The organism is Microbispora sp. H13382 (assembly GCF_014161445.1).
GTDB lineage: Bacteria > Actinomycetota > Actinomycetes > Streptosporangiales > Streptosporangiaceae > Microbispora.
Genome location: NZ_JABBXA010000004.1, coordinates 300187 through 320458, shown reverse-complemented (window position 1 = coordinate 320458; position 20272 = coordinate 300187). Strand labels below are relative to the sequence as shown.

General features: G+C 70.6%; 16 protein-coding genes and 1 pseudogene. 13 read left to right on the top strand and 4 right to left on the bottom strand.

What is annotated here, in order from left to right; translation table 11 throughout:
* Positions 1 to 30 precede the first annotated feature (30 nt).
* From HHX41_RS11205 to HHX41_RS11195, 3 genes are all read left to right on the top strand, one after another.
* A complete protein-coding gene (locus HHX41_RS11205) occupies positions 31 to 1047 on the top strand; it encodes a LacI family DNA-binding transcriptional regulator (protein ID WP_169983221.1) in 1017 nt (338 codons plus the stop codon).
* Between the two features lie 18 nt (positions 1048 to 1065).
* The gene (locus HHX41_RS11200; protein WP_182905886.1) at positions 1066 to 2157 is read left to right on the top strand and encodes a M20 family metallopeptidase; all 1092 of its coding nucleotides are present in this window, start codon (positions 1066 to 1068) and stop codon (positions 2155 to 2157) included.
* 145 nt (positions 2158 to 2302) lie between these two features.
* Complete coding sequence (locus tag HHX41_RS11195; RefSeq protein ID WP_259400893.1) at positions 2303 to 3484, top strand: cytochrome P450; 1182 nt, start codon at positions 2303 to 2305, stop codon at positions 3482 to 3484.
* 252 nt (positions 3485 to 3736) lie between these two features.
* Here the strand turns inward: HHX41_RS11195 and HHX41_RS11190 are convergent, their stop codons facing one another.
* Positions 3737 to 5998: a catalase gene (locus HHX41_RS11190; RefSeq protein WP_182905885.1), complete on the bottom strand. Its 2262-nt coding sequence runs from the start codon at positions 5996 to 5998 to the stop codon at positions 3737 to 3739.
* 140 nt (positions 5999 to 6138) lie between these two features.
* Complete coding sequence (locus HHX41_RS11185; RefSeq protein WP_182905884.1) at positions 6139 to 6405, bottom strand: WGxxGxxG family protein; 267 nt, start codon at positions 6403 to 6405, stop codon at positions 6139 to 6141.
* Between the two features lie 330 nt (positions 6406 to 6735).
* Between HHX41_RS11185 and HHX41_RS11180 the strand changes: the two genes are divergently transcribed.
* Positions 6736 to 7266 (top strand): YbhB/YbcL family Raf kinase inhibitor-like protein, encoded by a 531-nt coding sequence (locus tag HHX41_RS11180; RefSeq protein WP_182905883.1) that lies wholly within the window; start codon positions 6736 to 6738, stop codon positions 7264 to 7266.
* A gap of 320 nt (positions 7267 to 7586) precedes the next feature.
* On the opposite strand, the gene HHX41_RS11175 is transcribed toward HHX41_RS11180, so the two are convergent.
* Together HHX41_RS11175 and HHX41_RS40445 are read right to left on the bottom strand one after the other, a co-directional pair.
* Positions 7587 to 8153, bottom strand: a complete 567-nt coding sequence (locus HHX41_RS11175) for an SMI1/KNR4 family protein (protein ID WP_182905882.1) — start codon at positions 8151 to 8153, stop codon at positions 7587 to 7589.
* Positions 8154 to 8677: 524 nt separating this feature from the next.
* Positions 8678 to 9165, bottom strand: a pseudogene (locus tag HHX41_RS40445) (IS5 family transposase); the annotation flags it as partial.
* Positions 9166 to 9346: 181 nt separating this feature from the next.
* Here HHX41_RS40445 and accB point away from each other — a divergent pair.
* Genes accB through HHX41_RS11125 form a run of 9 tightly spaced genes read left to right on the top strand, consistent with a single transcriptional unit; the run spans position 9347 to position 20210 of the window.
* Positions 9347 to 9868, top strand: coding sequence for an acetyl-CoA carboxylase biotin carboxyl carrier protein (gene accB, locus HHX41_RS11165; protein WP_169983230.1), 522 nt, complete (start codon positions 9347 to 9349; stop codon positions 9866 to 9868).
* Positions 9865 to 11247 (top strand): acetyl/propionyl/methylcrotonyl-CoA carboxylase subunit alpha, encoded by a 1383-nt coding sequence (locus tag HHX41_RS11160; RefSeq protein WP_182905881.1) that lies wholly within the window; start codon positions 9865 to 9867, stop codon positions 11245 to 11247. Before accB ends, HHX41_RS11160 begins: the two co-directional genes overlap by 4 nt.
* Entirely contained in the window at positions 11248 to 12720 is a 1473-nt protein-coding gene (locus HHX41_RS11155) for a pyruvate/oxaloacetate carboxyltransferase (RefSeq protein WP_169983232.1), read from the top strand.
* Complete coding sequence (locus tag HHX41_RS11150) at positions 12717 to 13568, top strand: HAD-IIA family hydrolase (RefSeq protein WP_169983233.1); 852 nt, start codon at positions 12717 to 12719, stop codon at positions 13566 to 13568. Before HHX41_RS11155 ends, HHX41_RS11150 begins: the two co-directional genes overlap by 4 nt.
* Complete coding sequence (locus HHX41_RS11145; RefSeq protein WP_182905880.1) at positions 13565 to 15409, top strand: PEP-utilizing enzyme; 1845 nt, start codon at positions 13565 to 13567, stop codon at positions 15407 to 15409. Before HHX41_RS11150 ends, HHX41_RS11145 begins: the two co-directional genes overlap by 4 nt.
* Positions 15406 to 16509 carry a PEP/pyruvate-binding domain-containing protein gene (locus HHX41_RS11140; protein ID WP_182905879.1) on the top strand — a complete coding sequence of 368 codons (1104 nt, stop codon included), beginning with the start codon at positions 15406 to 15408 and terminating at the stop codon, positions 16507 to 16509. The genes HHX41_RS11145 and HHX41_RS11140 overlap by 4 nt, the downstream gene beginning before the upstream one ends.
* Entirely contained in the window at positions 16502 to 18526 is a 2025-nt protein-coding gene (locus HHX41_RS11135) for an acetoacetate--CoA ligase (RefSeq protein WP_182905878.1), read from the top strand. Before HHX41_RS11140 ends, HHX41_RS11135 begins: the two co-directional genes overlap by 8 nt.
* Positions 18523 to 19419: an amidohydrolase family protein gene (locus tag HHX41_RS11130; protein WP_182905877.1), complete on the top strand. Its 897-nt coding sequence runs from the start codon at positions 18523 to 18525 to the stop codon at positions 19417 to 19419. The genes HHX41_RS11135 and HHX41_RS11130 overlap by 4 nt, the downstream gene beginning before the upstream one ends.
* Positions 19420 to 19427: 8 nt before the next feature.
* Positions 19428 to 20210: an IclR family transcriptional regulator gene (locus HHX41_RS11125; protein ID WP_182905876.1), complete on the top strand. Its 783-nt coding sequence runs from the start codon at positions 19428 to 19430 to the stop codon at positions 20208 to 20210.
* Positions 20211 to 20272 lie beyond the last annotated feature (62 nt).

Genomic DNA, 20272 nt, shown 5'->3' with positions numbered 1-20272 from the left:
TGGCAAAGATCAAGGGAAATCGATTACACGATGGGCGTGACGATCCACGACGTGGCGCGAGCCGCGGGCGTCTCCGTGGCCTCGGCCTCCCGCGCGCTCTCGGGGCGGCGCAAGGTCACGCCCGAGGTCGCCGAGCGGGTCGCGCGTGCCGCGGCCGAACTCGGCTACCAGCCGAACGCGGTCGCCAAGGCGCTGCGCGACCAGACCACCGGCACCATCGGCATGGTCGTGCCGGGCATCGGGAACCCGTTCTTCACCACGATCGTCGAGGCCGTGGAGCGCGAGCTGCAGAACTCCGGCACCGACCTGCTGCTGTGTTCGTCCCGGTACGATCCCCAGGTCGAGGCGCGGAGGCTGGGCACCCTGCTGGCCCGGCGCGTGGACGGGCTGATCATCAGTCCGTGCGACATCGAGGCCAGCGTCCCGGCGGTGCTGGACGCGGCCCGGCGGGTGCCCCTCGTGCAGCTCGACCGCCACATCGAGGGCGGCGCGGCCGACTGGGTGGGCGTGGACGACGAGGCCGGGGTGACCCTGGCGGTCGACCACGTGCTCGCGGGCGGGGCACGCTCGGTGGTCTTCGCGGGCAGCCGGCTGGTGAGCTCCTCCGCCCGGCTGCGGCTCAGCGGGTTCGAACGCGCCGCGGCGCGGGCGGGGGTGGAGGTCCTGCCGCCGCTGCTGGGCGAGTTCACACTGGAATGGGGCGTCGAGGCCGGGCGCAGGCTGCTCGACGCCGGCCGGCTGCCGGACGCGGTGGTCTGCGGGAACGACGAGATCGCCGTGGGCCTGGTGCGGTCGCTGCGGTTCGGCGGGGCGCGCGTTCCCGAGGACGTCTCGGTGGTCGGGTTCGACGACGTGGGACACGCGACGATGTGCGACCCACCGCTCAGCACCGTGCGCCAGCCGGTGGAGGAGATGGCGGCGGAGGCGGTGCGCCTGCTCGGCCAGGTCAAGGCCGCCGACCCGCGGCCCGCGCAGCGGATCGCGATCACGCCCAGGCTCGTCGTACGGCAGACCAGCCGGCTGTCGGCGGCCGGCGTCGCGGAGTAGGTCAGGGAAGGAGTCCGGGTGAACGAGGCGGTCGAGCTCGCACGCGAGCTGATCAGGATCGACTCGGTGGGCGGGGGCGAGGCCGCGGTGGCCGAACCGCTCGCCAGACGACTGTCGGACGCCGGTTTCGCGGTGCGGCGGCACGAGCACGCGCCCGGCCGGACCGGCCTGGTCGCCCGTTGGGGAACGGGCGAGCCGGTGACGCTGACCGGGCATCTCGACACGGTGCCGCTGGGCGGGCAGGCGTGGCGGCACGCGCCGCACGGCGCGGAGATCGACGGCGACCGGCTGTACGGACGTGGTTCGAGCGACATGAAGGCCGGGGTGGCCGCGCTGGTGGTCGCTGCCGAGCGGCACGTGCGCCGCGCCGGGGCGAAGGTCGCGCTGGAGGTCGTCCTCACCGCCGGCGAGGAGACCGGCTGTGACGGCGCGGCCGGCATGGCGGCCGCGGGCCTGGTGGGCAGGTCGCGCGCGCTGCTGGTGGCCGAGCCGACCGCCAACCGGGTGCTGCTCGGGCACAAGGGCGCGCTCTGGCTGGAGGCCACCACGCGAGGCAGGACGGCGCACGGCTCGATGCCGCACCTCGGCGACAACGCGATCTACAAGCTCGCCCGGGTTATCGGCGCCGTCGAGCGGTTCGATCCCGGGGTGCCCGATCACCCCTGGCTCGGCCCGTCCACGGTGAACGTGGGGACGGTGCGCGGCGGGATCAACGTGAACTCCGTGCCCGACCTGGCCGCCGCGACCATCGACCTGCGGACCGTCGCCGGCCAGGACCACGGACGGCTCCGCGAGCGGTTGCAGACCGCGCTCGGCGACGAGGCGACCCTCGACGTGCTCGTGGACCTGCCCGCGATCTGGACGGAGCCGGACGACCCCTTCGTGCGGGCCCTGGTCGACGCGGGGGCGGGCGCTCCTGGCGACCAGCCGGCGGCCAGCTACTTCACCGACGCCTCGGTCCTCGCCACCGCCTGCGGCGGGGGTCCCACGGTCATCTGCGGCCCGGGCGAGCCCGAGCAGGCGCACGTCACCGACGAATACTGCCTGGTCCACCGGATCGAGGAGGCCGTCGAGATCTACAGCGCCGCCCTGGCCGGGCTCGCGCCCTGACACGCGGCCGCCCGGCCGAACGGCATGGGGCGCCGCCGCCGAAATCGCGTCACGACCGTCCACGGCGGGCACCTGACGGTTATCGTCGGATCATGGCAAGGTGATCATCAGACTGCCGGTGACCCGAGGAGATCGCGTGCGCGACATGTCCCCGCCCCTGCACATGCGAAGGGACGGATTCCATCCCGTCCCAGAGCTCTCCGCGCTGCGGAACGACGAGGGGGTCGCCCGGATCCGCACCGTGTTCGGCACCGACGCCTGGCTGGTCACCAGGTTCGAGGATGTCCGTACGGTGCTGAGCCATCCCGAGCTGTACAGCAACGCGCTCGTGCCTCCGCTCCGGCCGCCCGGCGCGCCGCCGCCCAGTGCGGAGGAGGCCGCCGCGATGCGCGCCGGCAACCTGCTCGGCTCCGACCCGCCCGAGCACACCCGGCTGCGCCGGATGCTCACGGCCCAGTTCACCGTCCGCCGGATGCGGCGGCTGGAGCCCAGAGTCCAGCAGATCGTCGACGACCATCTCGACGCCATGGAGCGCGGCGGACCACCCGCCGACCTGGTGACGGACTTCGCCCTCCCGGTTCCCTCCCTGGTGATCTGCGAACTGCTGGGCGTGCCGTACGCCGACCGGGCCGGCTTCCAGGGGACGTCCAAACGGATCCTGGACGTGTCCCTGTCTCCGGACGAACGCGCGGCCGCGGCGGCGGAGGCCCGGGCGTACATCGCAGGCCTGATCGAGAGGATGCGGACCGATCCCGGTGATGACCTGCTCGGCATGCTCGTACGCGAGCACGGCGACGAGTTGAGCGACGCCGAACTCACCGGCATCGGCACCCTGCTGCTGCTCGCCGGGCACGAGACCACGGCCAACATGCTGTCTTTGGGCACACTCGCCCTGCTGCGGCACCCCGGCCAGCTCACGCTGCTCCGCGACGAGCCGGACCGCGTGGGCGCCGCCGTCGAGGAACTGCTGCGGTGGCTGAGCATCGTGCACTCCGGGACGGTCAAGATCACTACGTCCGAGGTCCGGCTGGGCGATCGGACCCTCGGCCCCGGCGAGACCGTCATCTGCTCCCTGCCCGCCGCCAACCGCGACCCGGGGCTCGTCCCGAACCCGGACGACCTGGACATCCGCCGGGATGCCATCGGCCACGTCGCGTTCGGACACGGCGTCCATCACTGTCTCGGTGCTCCCCTGGCCCGCATGGAGATGCACATCGCGTTCCCCGCCCTGCTGCGCCGGTTCCCCGGCCTGCGGTTGGCGGGCGAGCCCCTGTTCCGCTCCCTCACCGTCGTACACGGCCTGACGACGATGCCGATCACCTGGTAGCGACCGGCTCACCGCCGAGCACCCGGCCCTCCGGCACGCGATGCCGGAGGGCCGGCTCTCGTTCACAACGGCCGCGACCGTGAATCACGAGCTCGTCGACGTCCGGATTCGCGGGATCGGTGCACTGTCTCCCACTACCCATCCGCCGGGCTCCTCACCACGGCCTCCTCCCCCGGCGGCGATCAAGGGAGGAGGCCGTGTGGAGACTGCGCGGAGTGGGCGACCCGCGCCTCGCCGCCTGACGCGGACCCGTCAGGCGACCGAGGCGGGGAACCTCTCCCAGACGCGGTGGGCGGCCATCGACCGCTGCACTGCGGTGAACACCTCGGTGGCGGAGTCACCGGAGACCACGCCCGGCGTGCCGGTGATCCCGGCCTGCGCGAGCAGTTTCGCGCCGCCGCCCCACGCGCCGATCGCCTTCGCGTGCCGCCAGCACTCGTCGATCATGAGCATGACCCGCGGGTCCACCACGGTGGCATCGCCCGCTCCCGCCTTGGCGTCGCGCGCGGGCAGCGCGTCGGGCGCCGGCACGGGCGCGGCCGCCAGCAGCAGCGCGTCGAACTCGATCGACCGGGCGGTGGCGAAGGTCCGCTGCACGGGCATGTCTCCCAGCGTGCCGCCGTGCGGCGCGATCAGCAGCGGCACCATCCCGGCGGCGAACACGGCCTTGCGCAGGTCGCGTACGCCGTCGAGGTCGGCGCCGTCGTCGACCACGATGCCGACCATGCGGCCGTCACCCGGCCACTCCTTGCCCACCTGCGAGAGCGCGGGGCTGGGCGCCGGGTCGGCGAGCGGCAGGGCCGGCTCCGGCGCGGGAAGGCCCAGCCCGGTGGCGACCTCCCGGCAGAGGACCGGGTCGATGTTCGCCAGGCACTGGAGCTGACGCTCCTTGATCGCCTGCTCGTAGCACTTGCCCAGCTCGAAGGTGTAGGCGCGGATGATGTGCTCCTTCTCCACCGGCGTCATGCTCAGCCAGAACAGGCGCGTCTGGCTGAAGTGGTCGTCGAAGGACACGGGGTTGGCACGGACCTTCCTCGCCTGCGCGACCTCGACCGGCACGTCGGTGTACGCCTTCTCGCCGTCGCCGGCGACGAACGGGTTGCCGCCGTCCAGGGAGTTCGGCCGGTACGGCGCGACGCCGGCGTGGACGGCGTGCTGGTGGAAGCCGTCGCGGAGCATGTCGTTGACCGGGCAGTGCGGACGGTTGATCGGGATCTGCGCGAAGTTCGGGCCGCCCAGCCGCGTGATCTGCGTGTCGAGATAGGAGAACAGCCGCGTCTGCAGCAGCGGGTCATTGGTGACGTCGATGCCCGGCGGCAGGTGCCCGACGTGGAAGGCGACCTGCTCGACCTCGCCGAAGAAGTTCGTGGGCGTCCGGTCGAGCGTCATCCTCCCGATGGGCTGCACCGGCGCGAGCTCCTCAGGCACGATCTTGGTCGGGTCGAGCAGGTCGATGCCCTCGAACGTCTGGTCAGGAGTGTCGGGGAGGACCTGGATGCCGAGCTCCCACTCAGGGTAGGCGCCGGCCTCGATCGCGTCGTAGAGGTCGCGGCGGTGGAAGTCGGGGTCCATGCCGCCGAGCATCTGCGCCTCCTCCCAGGTCAGGGAGTGCACGCCGAGCTTGGGCTTCCAGTGGAACTTGACCAGCACCGTCTCCCCGGCCTCGTTGACCAGCCGGAAGGTGTGGACGCCGAAGCCCTCCATCATCCGGAAGGAGCGCGGGATCCCGCGGTCGGACATGTTCCACATGGTGTGGTGCTGCGCCTCGGTGTGCAGCGAGACGAAGTCCCAGAACGTGTCGTGCGCGCTCTGCGCCTGCGGGATCTCCCGGTCCGGGTGCGGCTTGCCCGCGTGGATGACGTCGGGAAACTTGATGCCGTCCTGGATGAAGAAGACCGGCATGTTGTTGGCGACGAGGTCGAAGGTGCCCTCGTCGGTGTAGAACTTCGTGGCGAACCCGCGGGTGTCGCGGACCGTGTCGGCCGATCCCCGCGAACCGAGGACCGTGGAGAACCGCACGAAGACGTCGGTCTTCTTCCCCTTCTTCAGGAAACCGGCCCTGGTCACCGCTTCGGCGGTGCCGTACGCCTCGAAAACGCCGTGGGCGCCGGCGCCCCGGGCGTGGACGACACGCTCGGGGATGCGCTCGTGGTCGAAGTGCGTGATCTTCTCGCGCAGATGGTGGTCCTGCAGCAGGGTAGGGCCGCGCTCGCCCGCCTTCAGCGAGTGGTCGGTGTCGCGCAGCCGCGCCCCCTGCGCGGTGGTGAGGTGGGCGCCCTGCTGTCCCTTGGCCGTGGCGGGCGCGCCGGTCTCCGCTCCGGTCGGCGTGACGGTCGCGGGAGCGCCCTGCTCCTTCTTCGGGGGCAGCGGGTCACGCGGCGTCGTCGGCTCCTCCACGGTCGCCGGGGCGCTGCCCGGCGAGCCGGGCACGTCCGGCGTCAGGAAGTCAGTCACCTTCTCCGCTGCGTTCTCCACGACCTCCTTGACCGCCTTGGCGGGCTTGCTGGCATCCATCGTGCGATTCCTCCATCAAGCGGTTACGAGCAGTCCGCGCGCCGTACCCGCTGGTAGGAGGGCCAAACCTGCCAGTGGGCCGCCGAACGCGGCGGTGTCCCCGCGGCGGGCCGCCGCGGGGACACGCGCCACGGAGGGCCTCAGCTGTACGGACGGTTGGACATGTGCTCGGCCGTGCCCACGCGGTGCTTCTGCTTGCGCACACCGGCGAGACCGAGCAGACCGAGCAGGCCCAGCAGACCCCACAGGCCTCCGTTGCCGCCACCGTCCCTGCCCTGGCCGGGTTGCGGTGACGGATTGGGCTGGCTGTACGTGGCCGGCGCGACGGGCGTCTCCGCCGTGGCGGCCGCGGCCGGGGCAAGCGTGAGCAGGAAGGCCAGCCCCAGGCTCGTGAGCATCTTGCGCATTGGTTTCCCCCGATCCGGCGGTCTCGCGATCGGGAGACCGCCTTCTGTCCCCTCCGGACGAAGCCCTGTCGTGCGAGGGTTGACCCCCGTCATCCCTCCCGGGCGCACCTACGCGACGGCGCTTGCACCCCGATCCTCACCGCGCCTATCTGATCAATGCGCCCGAGATGCTGATAAATACCGAAGGGAGGGATTGAAAAGGCCGACCTTTGACAGCTCGGCCAGACCGGCCGCTCAGCCGCGCCGCCCGCTCTCGGCGTGCCGGATGAGTTCGCCGACATGGGGGACGAACGCCGTAGTTGCCGGCCTCCGGCCGCTTATCCTGGGCGGGTGAAGCTCGGCAAGCGCGTGGTGGCCGGCGCCGTCATCCTTCTGCTGACCGGGTGCGCACCCGGGAACGCCGGAGACGCCTCACCCACCGACGGTCTCAAGGTGAGCAGCCCGGCGTTCGCCGAGAGCGCCGAGATCCCCGAGAAGTACGTGTGCACGCAGCAGGGCGGTGAGAACGTCTCACCTCCGCTCACCTGGACCGGCGTTCCCGAGTCCGCACGCGAGCTGGCGATCGTGGTGGACGACCCCGACGCCCCTGGCGGGACGTACATCCACTGGATCGTGACGGGCATCCCGGTCTCGGCGACGAGCGTGAGCGAGGGGCAGACCCAGGGGAAGGTGCTGCCGGGCAGCGACGGCCAGGCCGCCTACGCGGGCCCCTGCCCGCCGAGCGGCGTTCACCACTACCACTTCATCGTGTACGCCCTGCGCGGTCCCGTCGCACCGAGCGGCGACGCGAAGTCGACGCACCAGCAGATCAAGGACGCCGCCGTCGCCTCGGGCGAGACCGTCGGCGTCTGGGGAAGCTGAGCGGTCTGGCCTTCGGTCGACGCGGGCCGAGGCCGATACCAGGGTCACACCACGACCGCGGAAAGGCCGTATGGAGGGTACCGCTGGTAGGAACAGGGCACCCCTCGCGATCTCCTAGGTTTCTCCACCGGCACGAAAGAACCACCACCACCGCCGTTGCCCACACATTGCGAATGTCTGCCTGGTCCCAGGTGGTCACCGCCACCCGCTGGTGGATCAGCATCGGATCCAAGCTGTCAGCTTTGAGGACTGTGACGCGAACCAGGTTCCCGACACTGCTCGCAGGGGCAACGTCGTAGACGAGGCCGCCCTGTCCAGCACTAGCGAATCCGGTTGACGCCCATCCTCAGTTGGTCCATAGCGAGGTCCCAGAAGGACCTGTAGCGCCTGGCGCCAGGCAGCCACGGCGCGAGATACCAGGCTTCCCACTCACCTTCAACGGTGCTGACGTGGGGATTGAGGAGCGCCGCTCCGTCATCCCAGTATCCGAGCAGCAGGGTGTCGGGCACATACTCCCCTCTGAAATGGATGGAGTCCTGCTCCAGTCCGTAGACGAAGTAGAGCTCGTCGGGCACGCTCCATGAGTTCTCCGGCTTGGGTGCCGACCAGCTCTCGGCGATCGAGGGATCGACATCGCGGAGCCAGCCGACTTCTTCGACACGCAGCAGGCAGCAGTCATCGTCGCTGCCCCACCCGTTGGCGGACAGGAGAAACTGCCGGTAACTCGGCGGCAGCTCCACACCCAGCCGCTCTTCAAGCTCGCGGACCTCTGCTTCGGTAGCCGGGGAGAACAGATCGCCGAGTGGACTGACCGCCGGGTGGTCAGAACCGTCGGTCACCTGATGCCTTGCAGGGAAGAGTTCAGGCCATGCGTACTGGGCACTCATAGTGAGTGAAGGTAGCCCTCACGACTGACGTTCCATCCGACGTAGGGCATCACAATCCCGGCTACGCCGTGGCGCGCATCCTCGGGCACGAGCAGATGTCCACTTGGACGTATCGCCGACGTGCCATGAAAGTGGCATTGACCTGGGCCGACCGTCCACGGACGTCCGTACGGTTCTAGGGGCGTCCGTGGTCGTTGTCACTCAGTTCGTCACCCAATGGTCCGTCGTGCACAGGTGACAGGGACTGCCGACGGAACGCGGCACGGCCCCGTGATCACAGCAGGGTGGCCACCACCTCAAAGCCACACTTCTCCAGCGCGCGCACGACGTCGGTGCCGGAGCAGACCGAAACTGGCGCGGGCTCGTGCCGAGCGACGGATCTCGATCGGCGCCACGATCGGCTGCTGCGGGGTCTGGGGAAGAGGCTCGTCCTCGAAGTAGAGCTCCAGAGCGTCGCGGAGGCCGGCCAGGGCCTCGTCAACCGTCCGGCCCTGACTGGCCACCTCAACCTGGACGCAGCGCGCGGGGACGAGCTGGGTGACGTCGTTGCGGTTGCCACCGGTGAGGGTGAATGCCAGCGGGATGCCGGTGGCGTCGGTGACCAGGTGGTGCTTGCTGCCCGGGCGGCCTCGATCGACCGGGCTTGGGCCGGTCTGCGCCCGCCTTTTAACGCTCTGACGTGGGAGGAGTCCACGACAGCGCGGGAGAAGTCGAGTGCGTCGGCGGCGCGGAGGCGATCGAGCAACACCTCGTGCAGGCGCTGCCACACTCCGGCCTTCTGCCACTCGGCCAGCCGTCGCCAGCAGGTCATGCCCGAGCCGTAGCCCAGCTCCTGCGGCAGGTGCTCCCAGCCGATGCCGGTGTGCAGGACGAACAAGATGCCCTGCAGGACCAGGCGGTCATCCAGCCGCTTGCGCCCCGGATAGCGGCTCCGGCGCTGATGCTTGGGCAGCAACGGCTCGATGACCGCCCATAACTCGTCGCTGACCTCCCACGGCTTCAGCCGTGCCACCTGCCACTCCTCTCGCCGACTAGCACGAGAGATCAAACCACAACGGAGATCATTCTGTTAGGGGCTCTTAGGCTGCAGATTCCGCTCAGGAGAATTTACCGATACTTCGTTGCGCCTGATGGAGAGCAAACGTAACTTCACCGTAACTACGACGACAATTCGGGCAATGGAGTCGGCACCGATGGACTTCGATCTTGAGGAACTCGCCTCGATCATCGAGCTGCTGGACAAGGCAGATTTCCGGCACTTCAGGTTTGAGAAGGGCGACCTTCGCATCACAGTCAGCCGTGACGGGAACGTTCCGCTCGACCTCGCCGCACCGACCGTCCCGCCACCCGCCGCAGTGCCGGGCGCTCCGGTGCAGGCCGCGCCCGCGTCGGCGGCCCCCGCCCCACTGAAGAACCCGGCGAAGACCCCCCTGAAGGCCCCGGCCCAGGCGGCCGCTGAACCGGACGAGGGCGAGATCGTGATCACGGCCCCGCTGCTCGGCACGTTCTACCGCTCCCCCAAGCCCGGCGAGCCCCCATACGTCGAGATCGGCGACAAGGTCGAGCCTGACTCGGTGCTGTGCATCGTCGAGGTCATGAAGCTCATGAACTCCGTGCCCGCCGGGGTCTCCGGCGAGGTGACCAAGGTCTTCGCCGGAGACGGCGAACTCGTCGAGTACGGCAGCCCGCTGTTCGCCGTCAGGCCGGCAGCATGAGCCGTCAGGCCGACCGTACGCGGCAGCGGGTCTTCGTCGCCAACCGCGGGGAGATCGCCCTGCGCATCATCGAGGCGTGCGACCGGCTCGGCTTCGAGACCGTGCTCGGCGTCTCCAGCGCCGACCGCGACACGCTGGCCGCGCGCCGCGCCGGGCAGGTGGTCGTCCTCGGCGGCCCGCACGCCACCGGCAGCTACCTGTCGATCCCCTCCGTGCTGCACACCGCCGTCTCCACCGGCTGCACCGCCGTGCACCCCGGGTACGGGTTCCTGTCCGAGCGGCCGGACTTCGCCCGGGAGTGCGCGGCGAACGGGCTGACCTTCGTCGGGCCGTCCCCCGAGGCGCTCGAAGCGCTCGGCGACAAGCTCTCGGCCCGCGAACTGGCCGAGTCCCTCGGCGTCCCGGTCTCCGCCGGCGGCTACGCCTCCTCCGTCGCCGAGGCGGCCGAGCTGGCCGCCCGCATCGGGTACCCCGTGCTGATCAAGGCGGCGCACGGCGGCGGCGGGCGCGGCATGAAGCTGGTCGAGTCGGACGCCGGGCTGGCCGAGGCATGGGCGCTGGCCTCCGCCGAGGCCGAGGCCGCCTTTGGCGACGGCACGGTCTTCCTGGAGCGGTACGTCACCGACGCCAAGCACGTCGAGGTGCAGATCCTCGGTGACCGGCACGGCAACCGGATCCACCTGGGCGAGCGCGAGTGCTCGGTGCAGTACCGCTACCAGAAGATGGTCGAGGAGGCGCCCTGCGCGGCGCTGCCGCAGGCCACCAGGGAGCGGCTGCACGACAGCGCGCTGCGGATCGCGCGCGCGCTGGACTACGTCGGGCTCGGCACGGTCGAGTTCCTGTACGACGTGCGCCGCGACGAGCTGAACTTCCTGGAGGTCAACCCCCGGCTCCAGGTGGAGCACCCGGTCACCGAGGCCGTCACCGGAGTGGATCTGGTCCGCGAGCAGCTCCTCGCCGCGCTGGGCGAGCCGCTCTCGGTCCGCCAGGAGGACGTGCGGCTCACCGGGCACGCGATCGAGGCCAGGATCACCGCCCAGGACCCGTACGACCTGCTGCGGCCCTCCCCCGGGACGGTCACGCGGTGGCGGCCCCCCGTTGGCGGCGGCCTGCGACTCGACTCGCACATCTACGAGGGCTACGCCTTCCCGCCCTTCTACGACGCGCTGATGGGCAAGCTCGTCGCCTGGGGCACCGACCGGGCCGCCGCAGCGGCCCGGCTGAACGCCGCGTTGGCCGCCTTCGAGATCGGCGGCGTCACCACGTCGCGCGACCTGCTGCGGAGCATCACCCGGCACGGGGACTTCCTGGCCGGGACCGTGACCACGCACTGGCTGAACGACCGGTACAACGATCTGCTCGGCGATCGGAACGAGTGAATGACGGACATCAATCTCATCGACGTATCGCTGCGCGACGGCAACCAGAGCCTCTGGGGCGCCGTCGGCGTGACGACCAGGATGGTCGAGGGCGTAGCGCCCCTGCTCGACCAGGTCGGCTACCGGGCGGTGGAGATCGCATCGAGCACGGTGCTCGCGGTCGCCGTGCGGTTCCACAAGGAGGACCCGTGGGCACGGCTGCGCGCCGCCCGCGACCGCATGCCGAACACCAGGCTCGGCTTCCTCACCACCGGCAAGCGGTTCATCACCTTCTATCGCACCCCGGACGCCCTGTTCGAGCTGGCCTTCCGGCTGCTCGTACGCAACGGGGTGACCAGGCTGTGGATCATCGACCCGATGCACGACATGGCCGGCGCCAAGCGGATGGCCGCGATGGCGCGGCGCGCCGGGTTCGAGGAGATCGTGGGCGGCGTCTGCTACACGACCAGCCCGGTGCACACCGACGTCTACTATGCCGAGCGGATCGCCGAGCTGGACGGCTGCCCCGACATCGACAACGTCTACCTCAAGGACCCGGCCGGGCTGCTCACCCCCGAGCGGCTGTCCACGCTGGTGCCGATGCTCCAGTCGAAGCTGTCGCGGCTGCGGCTGAACGAGCTGCACAGCCACAGCACGACCGGGCTGTCCCCGCTGACCGCACTGACCGCCGCCGACCACGGGATCGACACGATCCACTGCGCGCTGCCGCCGCTCGCGAACGGCAACTCGCACCCCGCCGCGCAGCGGCTGGTCCGCAACCTGCGTGCCCGCGGCCATCGGCTGGACGTGGACCTCGACGCGATGGACCGAGCGTCGGCCTACCTGACCAGGCAGGCCAAAATCAAGCGGCTGCCCGCCGGAGTCCCGGCCGAGTACGACCAGGACTACTACCGGCACACCATCCCGGGCGGTGTCCAGTCCACCCTGGCGCGCCAGCTCGGCGAGCTGGGCCGCCCCGAGCTGGTCCCCGCCGTGATCGAGGAGTCCGTACGGGTCCGGGAGGACCTGGGCTGGCCGATCGTCATGACGCCGTTCGCCCAGTACATCGTGACGCAGGCCACGCTGAACGTGATCACCGGTGAGCGGTACCGGCAGATCTCCGACGAGGTCGTGGACCTGCTGCGCGGCGACTTCGGTCCGCTGCCCGGCCCGGTGAACCAGGACCTGCTCGACCGGGCGCTCAGCACCAAGCGCGGCAGCCGGCCGGCCGACGACGGCAGCTCCGACATCACGCTGGCCGAACTGCGCAAGCGGTTCGGCGAGACCACCAGCGACGAGGATCTGCTGCTCCGCGCGGTCATGCCCGCCGAGCAGGTGGACGCCATGGTCGCGGCGCGTGGTTCCTCACCGGCGTCCACGCTCCGGAACCTGCTGCGGTCGGTGGAGGACCGGCCGAGACTCACCACGGTCTCCGTCCAGCTCGGCGACACCCGGCTCGACCTGACCAGGAACGCCCCCGAGGAGGCCCGATGACCGGCCCGCTGCACGCGATCGACGCCTGGGTGCTCGACGTGGACGGCTGCCTGATGCGTACCGCCCACGCGGGCGGCGCGGGCGGCACGCCGATGCCGGACGCCGTGCGGTTCGTGTCCGCACTGAAGGCGGCCGGCCACGAGGTGGTGATATGCACCAACGCCTCCGAGCAGCCGCCGGGGACGTACGCCGAGCACCTGCGCGCGCACGGTTTCGACATCGCCGACGACCACTTCGTCACCGCGGGCAGCGCTGCCGCCGATTTCATCGCCAGGGAGCACCCCGGCGCCCGGGTGCTCGTCGTCGGCGAGGAGGGCCTGCGCGACCCGCTGCGCCGCCTGGGCGTCGCGCTGGCCGACCCGGGCGACCTGGCCGACGTGGTCGTGGTCGGCGCGGCCCGGTCGTACGGGACGGCCGAACTGAACGCGGCCGGCCTCGCGGTGGACGCGGGCGCCCCTCTCTACACCACCGTGGACGTCCGCTGGTTCCACGGCGGGCTCGGCAAGTCCATCTGCGCCTCCGCGGCGATCGCCAACGCGATCGGCTGGGTGGCCGGCGCCGAGCCCCGGGTGCTCGGCAAGCCCTCGCCCGCCCTGGCCGCGACTCTGGCCCACCGGCTCGGCCGGCCGCCGGGCCGTGTCGCCGTCGTCGGCGACGCCCTCGTCGAGGTACGTCTGGCACGGCACATGGGAGCGCACGCCCTTCTCGTCCTCAGCGGGGCGACCACACCGGAACAGCTCGACGGCGTGTCACAGGAAGAACGACCGGACGCGGTATACGCCGACGTCGCGGAGCTTTACCGGCTCCTCACCCCTCACCTCACCATGTCCGAAGGAGTCACGGCATGACCGCCAACGATCACTCCAGGTTCCCCTTCTTCAACGAGGCCCAGGCACCCGACGGCGCTGCGGGCTGGGAGTCGATGTATCCGTACTTCCTGGTGCCGAGCGAGGAGACCCGTGAGGAGGAGAACTCGCGGTTCTGGTTCGCCGACACGATGCACTGGTCGCGCGGGGTCCACCCGTTCGACAGCATCGGCGCCGAGGCGGTCTACCTGGGGGCCGGCCAGAACAGCACCCGGATCTTCGTGCTGCCCACCTCGCTCGGCCTGGACGTGCGGGTTGTCAACGGCTATGTGTACATCTCGCCGATCGCGGTGACCGACCCGGAGGAGATCGGGCGGCGGGCCTCGTTCTTCCAGGAGCGAGCAGGCTACTACTACGCCAACTGGGACGAGCTGTACGGCCGCTGGAAAGAGAAGATGCTGGCCGCGATCGAGTCCATGCGGACCCTGAAGTTCACGCCGCTGCCCGAGCTGGACCCGGTCGAGGTGGTCACCGAGGCCCGCGGCCGGTCGGTGTCGTGGGACGTCATCGAGAACTACCACCGCCTGATCGACGAGTTCTTCCTGGTCTGGCAGTACCACTTCGAGTTCCTCAACCTCGGCTACGGCGGTTACATCACTTTCTTCCAGTTCTGCCGCCAGGCGTTCCCGCAGATCAGCGAGCAGGACGTGGCCCGGATGGTCGCGGGCGTGGACGTGCTGGCGTTCCGGCCGGACGACGAGCTGCGCCGACTGGCCGTGCTGGCCGGTGAGCTGGACCTGGCCGACCGGTTCGCCGGGTTCACCGCCACGTCGGCCGCCGACGCGCTGCTGGACGCGCTGGCCGGGACCGAGAACGGCCAGGTCTGGCTGAAGGCGTTCGAGAAGGCCAAGGACCCCTGGTTCAACTACTTCGCCGAGTACGGCTTCACCCACGACCAGGACACCTGGGCGGGCAACCTGTCCATTCCGCTCACCGGAATCGCGCGTTACGTCGCGAAGCTCCAGGCCGGTGAGGACATCAGCCGCCCGGTGGCCAGGCTGCGCGAGGAGCGGGACCGGCTGGTCGCCGAGTACCGCGCGCTGCTCACCGAGGAGGAGGCCCGCCAGTTCGACGAGCTGCTCAACCTGGCCCGGACGGTGTTCCCGTACATCGAGGAGCACAACATCTACGTCGAGCACTGGGCGCACGCGGTCTTCTGGGAGAAGGCCTGGGAGCTGGGCGGCCTGCTGGTGTCGGCCGGATTCACCCGGGAGCGTGACGACGTGTTCTACCTGAACCGCTTCGAGCTGGACACCGTCCTGTTCGACGTCGTCGAGTCCTGGGCGATCGGCGTCCCGGCCCGCGGCTCCAAGCGCTGGCAGGCCGAGATCGACCGCCGCCGCGGCATCATGGCCGCCCTGCAGAGTCAGGTGGCGCCCCCCGCCTACGGCATCCCGCCCGAGCAGGTGACCGACCCGTTCGCCGTCATGAACTACGGCGTCACCACGGAGCGGGTGCAGGAGTGGCTGGGCGCGGCGAGCGGCGGCGACGCCCGGCTCACCGGCATCCCCGGCGGTCCCGGCACCGTCGAGGGCGTGGTGCGGGTGCTGCGCACCGAGAACGACCTCGGGCTGCTCCAGCCCGGCGAGATCCTGGTCGCGCCGATCACCGCGCCGTCCTGGGCGGCGGCGTTCTCCGTCGCGGTCGGCGTGGTCACCGACATCGGCGGCATGATGAGCCATGCCGCCATCGTCTGCCGTGAGTACGGCCTGCCCGCCGTGGTGGGCACCGGCTTCGCCACGGCGAGGCTGAAGACCGGTCAGCGGGTCCGGGTGGACGGCGAAACCGGTGTCGTGACGATCCTGACCGAGGCGGGCGAATGACGGTCTACACGGTTCCGTTCGACTCCGAGGCGTGCCGCGACGTGCGCGAGGTCGGCGGCAAGGCGCTCGGCCTGGCCGAGATGACCGCCGCCGGGCTGCCGGTCGCACCCGGTTTCACGGTGACCGCCGCCGCCTACCGCGACTTCCTGGACGAGAACGGGCTGCGTGATGACGTCCGGCGCATCCTCGGCCAGGTGGATCCGGACGACCGGTCCACGTACGACGCGGCGGAGCGGGCGCTGACCGAGCGGCTGAGCCGGGCGCCGCTGCCTGCGCGGGTCGCCGACGAGGTGCGCCGCGCGTACGCCGAGCTGAACGCGCGGATCGGCGGGGGCGATGTCCCGGTGGCCGTCCGTTCCAGCGCCACCGCCGAGGACTCCGGCGGCGACAGCTTCGCCGGGGAGTTCGAGACCTGGGTGGACGTGGTCGGCGCTGAGGACGTGCTGGCCCACGTGCACCGCTGCTATCTGAGCGTCTTCACCGGCCGGGTGTTGTCGTACGCGGTGGAGCGCGGCATCGACCTGCGGACCGTCGAGATGGCGGTCGTGGTGCAGAAGACCGTCCGGGCCAGGTCGGCGGGCGTCATGTTCACGCTCGACCCGATCACCGGCGACCGGTCCAGGATCGTCCTCGAATCGAGCTGGGGCCTCGGCTTGTCCGTCGTCGGCGGCGAGGTCACCCCTGACCGGTACGTGGTCAACAAGGTGGGGCTCAGCCTGGACCAGCGTGTCCTGGGCGACAAGCGGGTGGAGTACCGCAGGGGCGACCGGCCGGTGCCGGTGCCGGAGGACCGCAGGGAACGGCTCTGCCTGGAGGACCACGAGGTGCTTGCCCTGGCCGCGCTCGGCCGCAAGCTCGAACAGCTCCAGGGCAGGCCGCAGGACATCGAGTTCGCCGTCGACGAGGACCTGCCGCAGGACGCCAACCTGGTGCTGCTCCAGTGCCGCCCGGAGACCGTGTGGAGCTCGGTCAAACGCGCCCCGGCGTTCGACGCGGGCACGGGCCTGATGTCGTGGATCGTCGGTTCGATCGGAGCGGGAGCCCGGACGCCCGCCGGGGCGGGCGACGGTCACGGGCACGGAGGTCACCGTCATGGCTGACCCGACGGTGGACCTGGCCACCCGCTCCGCCGCCGCGGGTCTCGAACCGCTGACGTCCCCACCGTACGACTCCTCCCGCGAGTCGGGCGTGCAGCGCTACCTGCGCTGGCTGGAGACCGAGCGCGGGCTGCGGTTCTCCGGGTGGGACGAGCTGTGGCGCTGGTCGGTCACCGACCTCGAAGGGTTCTGGGCGTCGATCTGGGACTACTTCGGGGTCCGGGCGCACACACCGTACGAGAAGGTGCTCGGCCGCAGGGAGATGCCCGGTGCCGAATGGTTCCCCGGGGCCACGCTCAACTACGCGGAGCACGCGTTCGGCCTGCCGGAGGACGCGGACACGGTCGCGATCGTGGCCCACTCGCAGAACCGGCCGCCGATGGAGCTGACATTCGGCGACCTGCGCGCCCAGGTGGCCAGGGCCCAGGCGGGCCTGCGCCGGCTGGGTGTAGGCCGGGGCGACCGGGTCGTGGCCTACCTGCCGAACATCCCGGAGACCATGGTGGCGTTCCTGGCCACCGCCGGTCTCGGCGCGGTGTGGGCGAGTTGCTCTCCAGAGTTCGGCCCAGCCGGCATCGTGGACAGGTTCGAGCAGATCGAGCCGACTGTGCTGCTCACCGTCTCCGAATACACCTACGGCGCCAAGCACATCGACCGCAGGGCGGCTGTGGAGGAGATCAGGGCCGGGCTGCCGACGCTCAAGCACGTCGTGCACGTGCCGAACGGTACACAGGACCTGCCGGGGACGCTGTCCTGGGCGGAGCTGCTCGGCGATCCGGGCGACGCGCCGGGCGAGCCCGCGTTCGAGCCGGTGCCGTTCGACCACCCGCTGTGTGTGCTGTTCACCTCCGGGACGACCGGCAGGCCCAAGCCGATCGTGCACGGTCACGGCGGCGTGCTGCTGGAGCACCTGAAGAACCACGCGCTCCAGTGGGATCTCCAGCCTGGCGACCGGCTGCTGTGGTTCTCCACCACGGCGTGGATGGTGTGGAACATGCTGGTCTCCGCGCTGCTGACCCGCAGCTCGGTCGTCCTGATCGACGGCGATCCGACATATCCGGACCTGAACTTCCAGTGGCGGCTCGCGGAGCGCACCCGGACGACGCTGATGGGCATCAGCCCGCCGTACCTGATGGCGTGCCGCAAGGCCGGGCTCAACCCGGGCCGCGACTTCGACCTGTCCAGCATCCGGCAGATCGGCGCGGTCGGCAGCCCGCTGGCCGCGGAGGGCTACCGGTGGATCCACGAGCAGTTCGGCGACGACGTGCTGCTCAACGTGGGCAGCGGTGGCACCGACGTGTGCACCGGCATCGTGCAGGGCAGCCCCGAGCAGCCGGTCTGGCTCGGCGAGATGTCCGGCCCCAGCCTCGGCGTGGACGCCAAGGCGTACGACGAAAAGGGCGACGTCGTGGTCGGCGAGCTGGGCGAGCTGGTGATCACCTCGCCGATGCCGTCCATGCCGGTCGGCTTCTGGGGCGACCGGGACGGCAGCCGCTACCGCGACGCGTACTTCGGCACCTACCCCGGGGTGTGGCGGCACGGCGACTGGATCAGGTTCAGCGAGCTGGGCAGCAGCGTGATCACCGGCCGATCCGACGCCACGCTCAACCGCGGCGGCGTACGCCTCGGCACCGCCGAGTTCTACCGGGCAGTGGAGGAGATCGACGGCGTCGCGGACAGCCTCGTCGTCCACCTGGAAGACCCGGAGGGCGGCACCGGTGAGCTGCTGCTGTTCGTCGTCCCCTCCGCCGGCGGGCCGCTCGACGAAACGCTGCGGGACACGATCGTCCGGACGATCCGCACCGGGCTCTCGCCCCGGCACGTCCCGGACCGGATCCTTCGGCTAGCGAAGGTCCCGTACACCCGGACCGGCAAGAAGCTGGAACTCCCGGTAAAGCGCATCCTGCGCGGCGAGGCGCCTCAGGCCGTGGTCAACATGGACGCGGTCGCCGACCCCGACACGCTCACCGCCTTCGCCGACCTCGCCCGGCACCGCATTCACCCGCAGGGAGAATCATGACCACCCGCTACGAACCCGCCATCGACGTCGCCGGCGTCGTGGCCATCGACGTGCACACCCACATCGAGGCCGACCGCGACCACCGGCACTTCGCGCTCGACGACGAACTGCTCGCCGCCTCCGCGAAGTACTTCAAGTCCGGCGACAACCGCACGCCGACCATCGACGAGCTGGCCTCCTACTACCGCGAGCGGAACATGGCCGCCGTCGTCTTCACCGTGGACGCCTCAACCGGGATGAACCACCCGGCGCTATCCAGCGAGGAGATCGCCGAACAGGCCGCGGAGCACGCCGACGTGCTCATCCCGTTCGGGTCCGTGGACCCGCGCCGCGGCTCGGCCGCCGTCGCCCAGGCCCGCCGCCTGGTCGAGGAGTACGGCGTGCGCGGCTTCAAGTTCCATCCCAGCATGCAGGCGTTCGAGCCGAACTCCACCGAGTTCTACCCGCTGTACGCGGCGCTGGAGGAGCTGGGGGTGGTCGCGCTGTTCCACACCGGCCAGACCGGCATCGGCAGCGGACTCCCCGGCGGCCGGGGCATCAAGCTGCGGTACGCCGACCCGATGCTGCTCGACGACGTCGCGGCCGACTTCCCCGGCCTGGACATCGTCATGGCCCACCCGGCCGTGCCATGGGTGGACGCGCAGATCTCGATCGCCACGCACAAGCCGAACGTCTACATCGACCTCAGTGGCTGGTCGCCCAAGTACTTCCCGCCGCAGCTCGTCCGGCAGGCGAACTCGCTGCTCAAGCACAAGGTGCTGTTCGGCTCCGACTATCCGCTGCTCACCCCGGACCGGTGGCTGTCCGATTTCGGCAAGCTGGAGATCAATGACGAGGTACGGTCGCTAATCATGAAGGACAACGCGATCCGGCTGCTTCGGCTCACAGCGTAGAGGGAGCGATGGAAACCCTCGAGTCGGGGTCGCCGCTGGAATCGGTCGACCGGGCGCTACGCCTGGTCGAGATGCTGCGTCACGGCGAACTGCTGACCGTCAAGGCCGCGGCGGAACGCCTCGCCGTCGCACCCTCCACCGCGCACCGGCTGCTCGGCGCGCTGGTCTACCGCGGCTTCGCCGTCCAGGACCGGGAACGCCGGTACCGCGCGGGCCCGGCGATCAGTCAGCAGCACGACACCGCCCTGAGCACGAGCGAGCTCAGGGCGACGGCCCGGGCCGGGCTCGACCACCTGCACGCCGCCGTCGGCGAGACCGTCCAGCTCATGGTGCTGCAACGATGGAGCATCAAGTTCATCGACGGAATCGAGTGCGACGCCCCGCTCCGGGTCGGCGTGCGGGTCGGCGACCTGATGCCCGCGTACTGCTCGGCCGGGGGCAAGGCCCTGCTTGCCGAGTTGAGCAACACCGACCTGGAGGTGCTGCACAGGGGCGGCCTACCGCCTTGGCCCACCGCCAGGATCGCCACGCTGGCCGCGCTGAAGACCCAGCTCATGACCGTCCGCAGGCGCGGCTACGGCATGAACAACGAGGAAACCGAGCAGGGAGTGAGCGGCGTCGGCGTGGCCATCCGCGACCCGGCGGGCAAGGCCGTCGCCGCCTTCACCGTCGCCGTTCCCTCGGTCCGGTTCGATCGCTCCGGCGTCTCGGCGTACGTGGCCTCGCTACGCGAGGCCGTCGAGCTGACCCAGGCCCAGATCAGCGACCTACCCCGCCGCGCCCCGCAGTGATCCCAGCGCGATGCCGCGACCATCGGCCGCGCCGATCGGCTGCGCTAAGCGATCCGATCTGC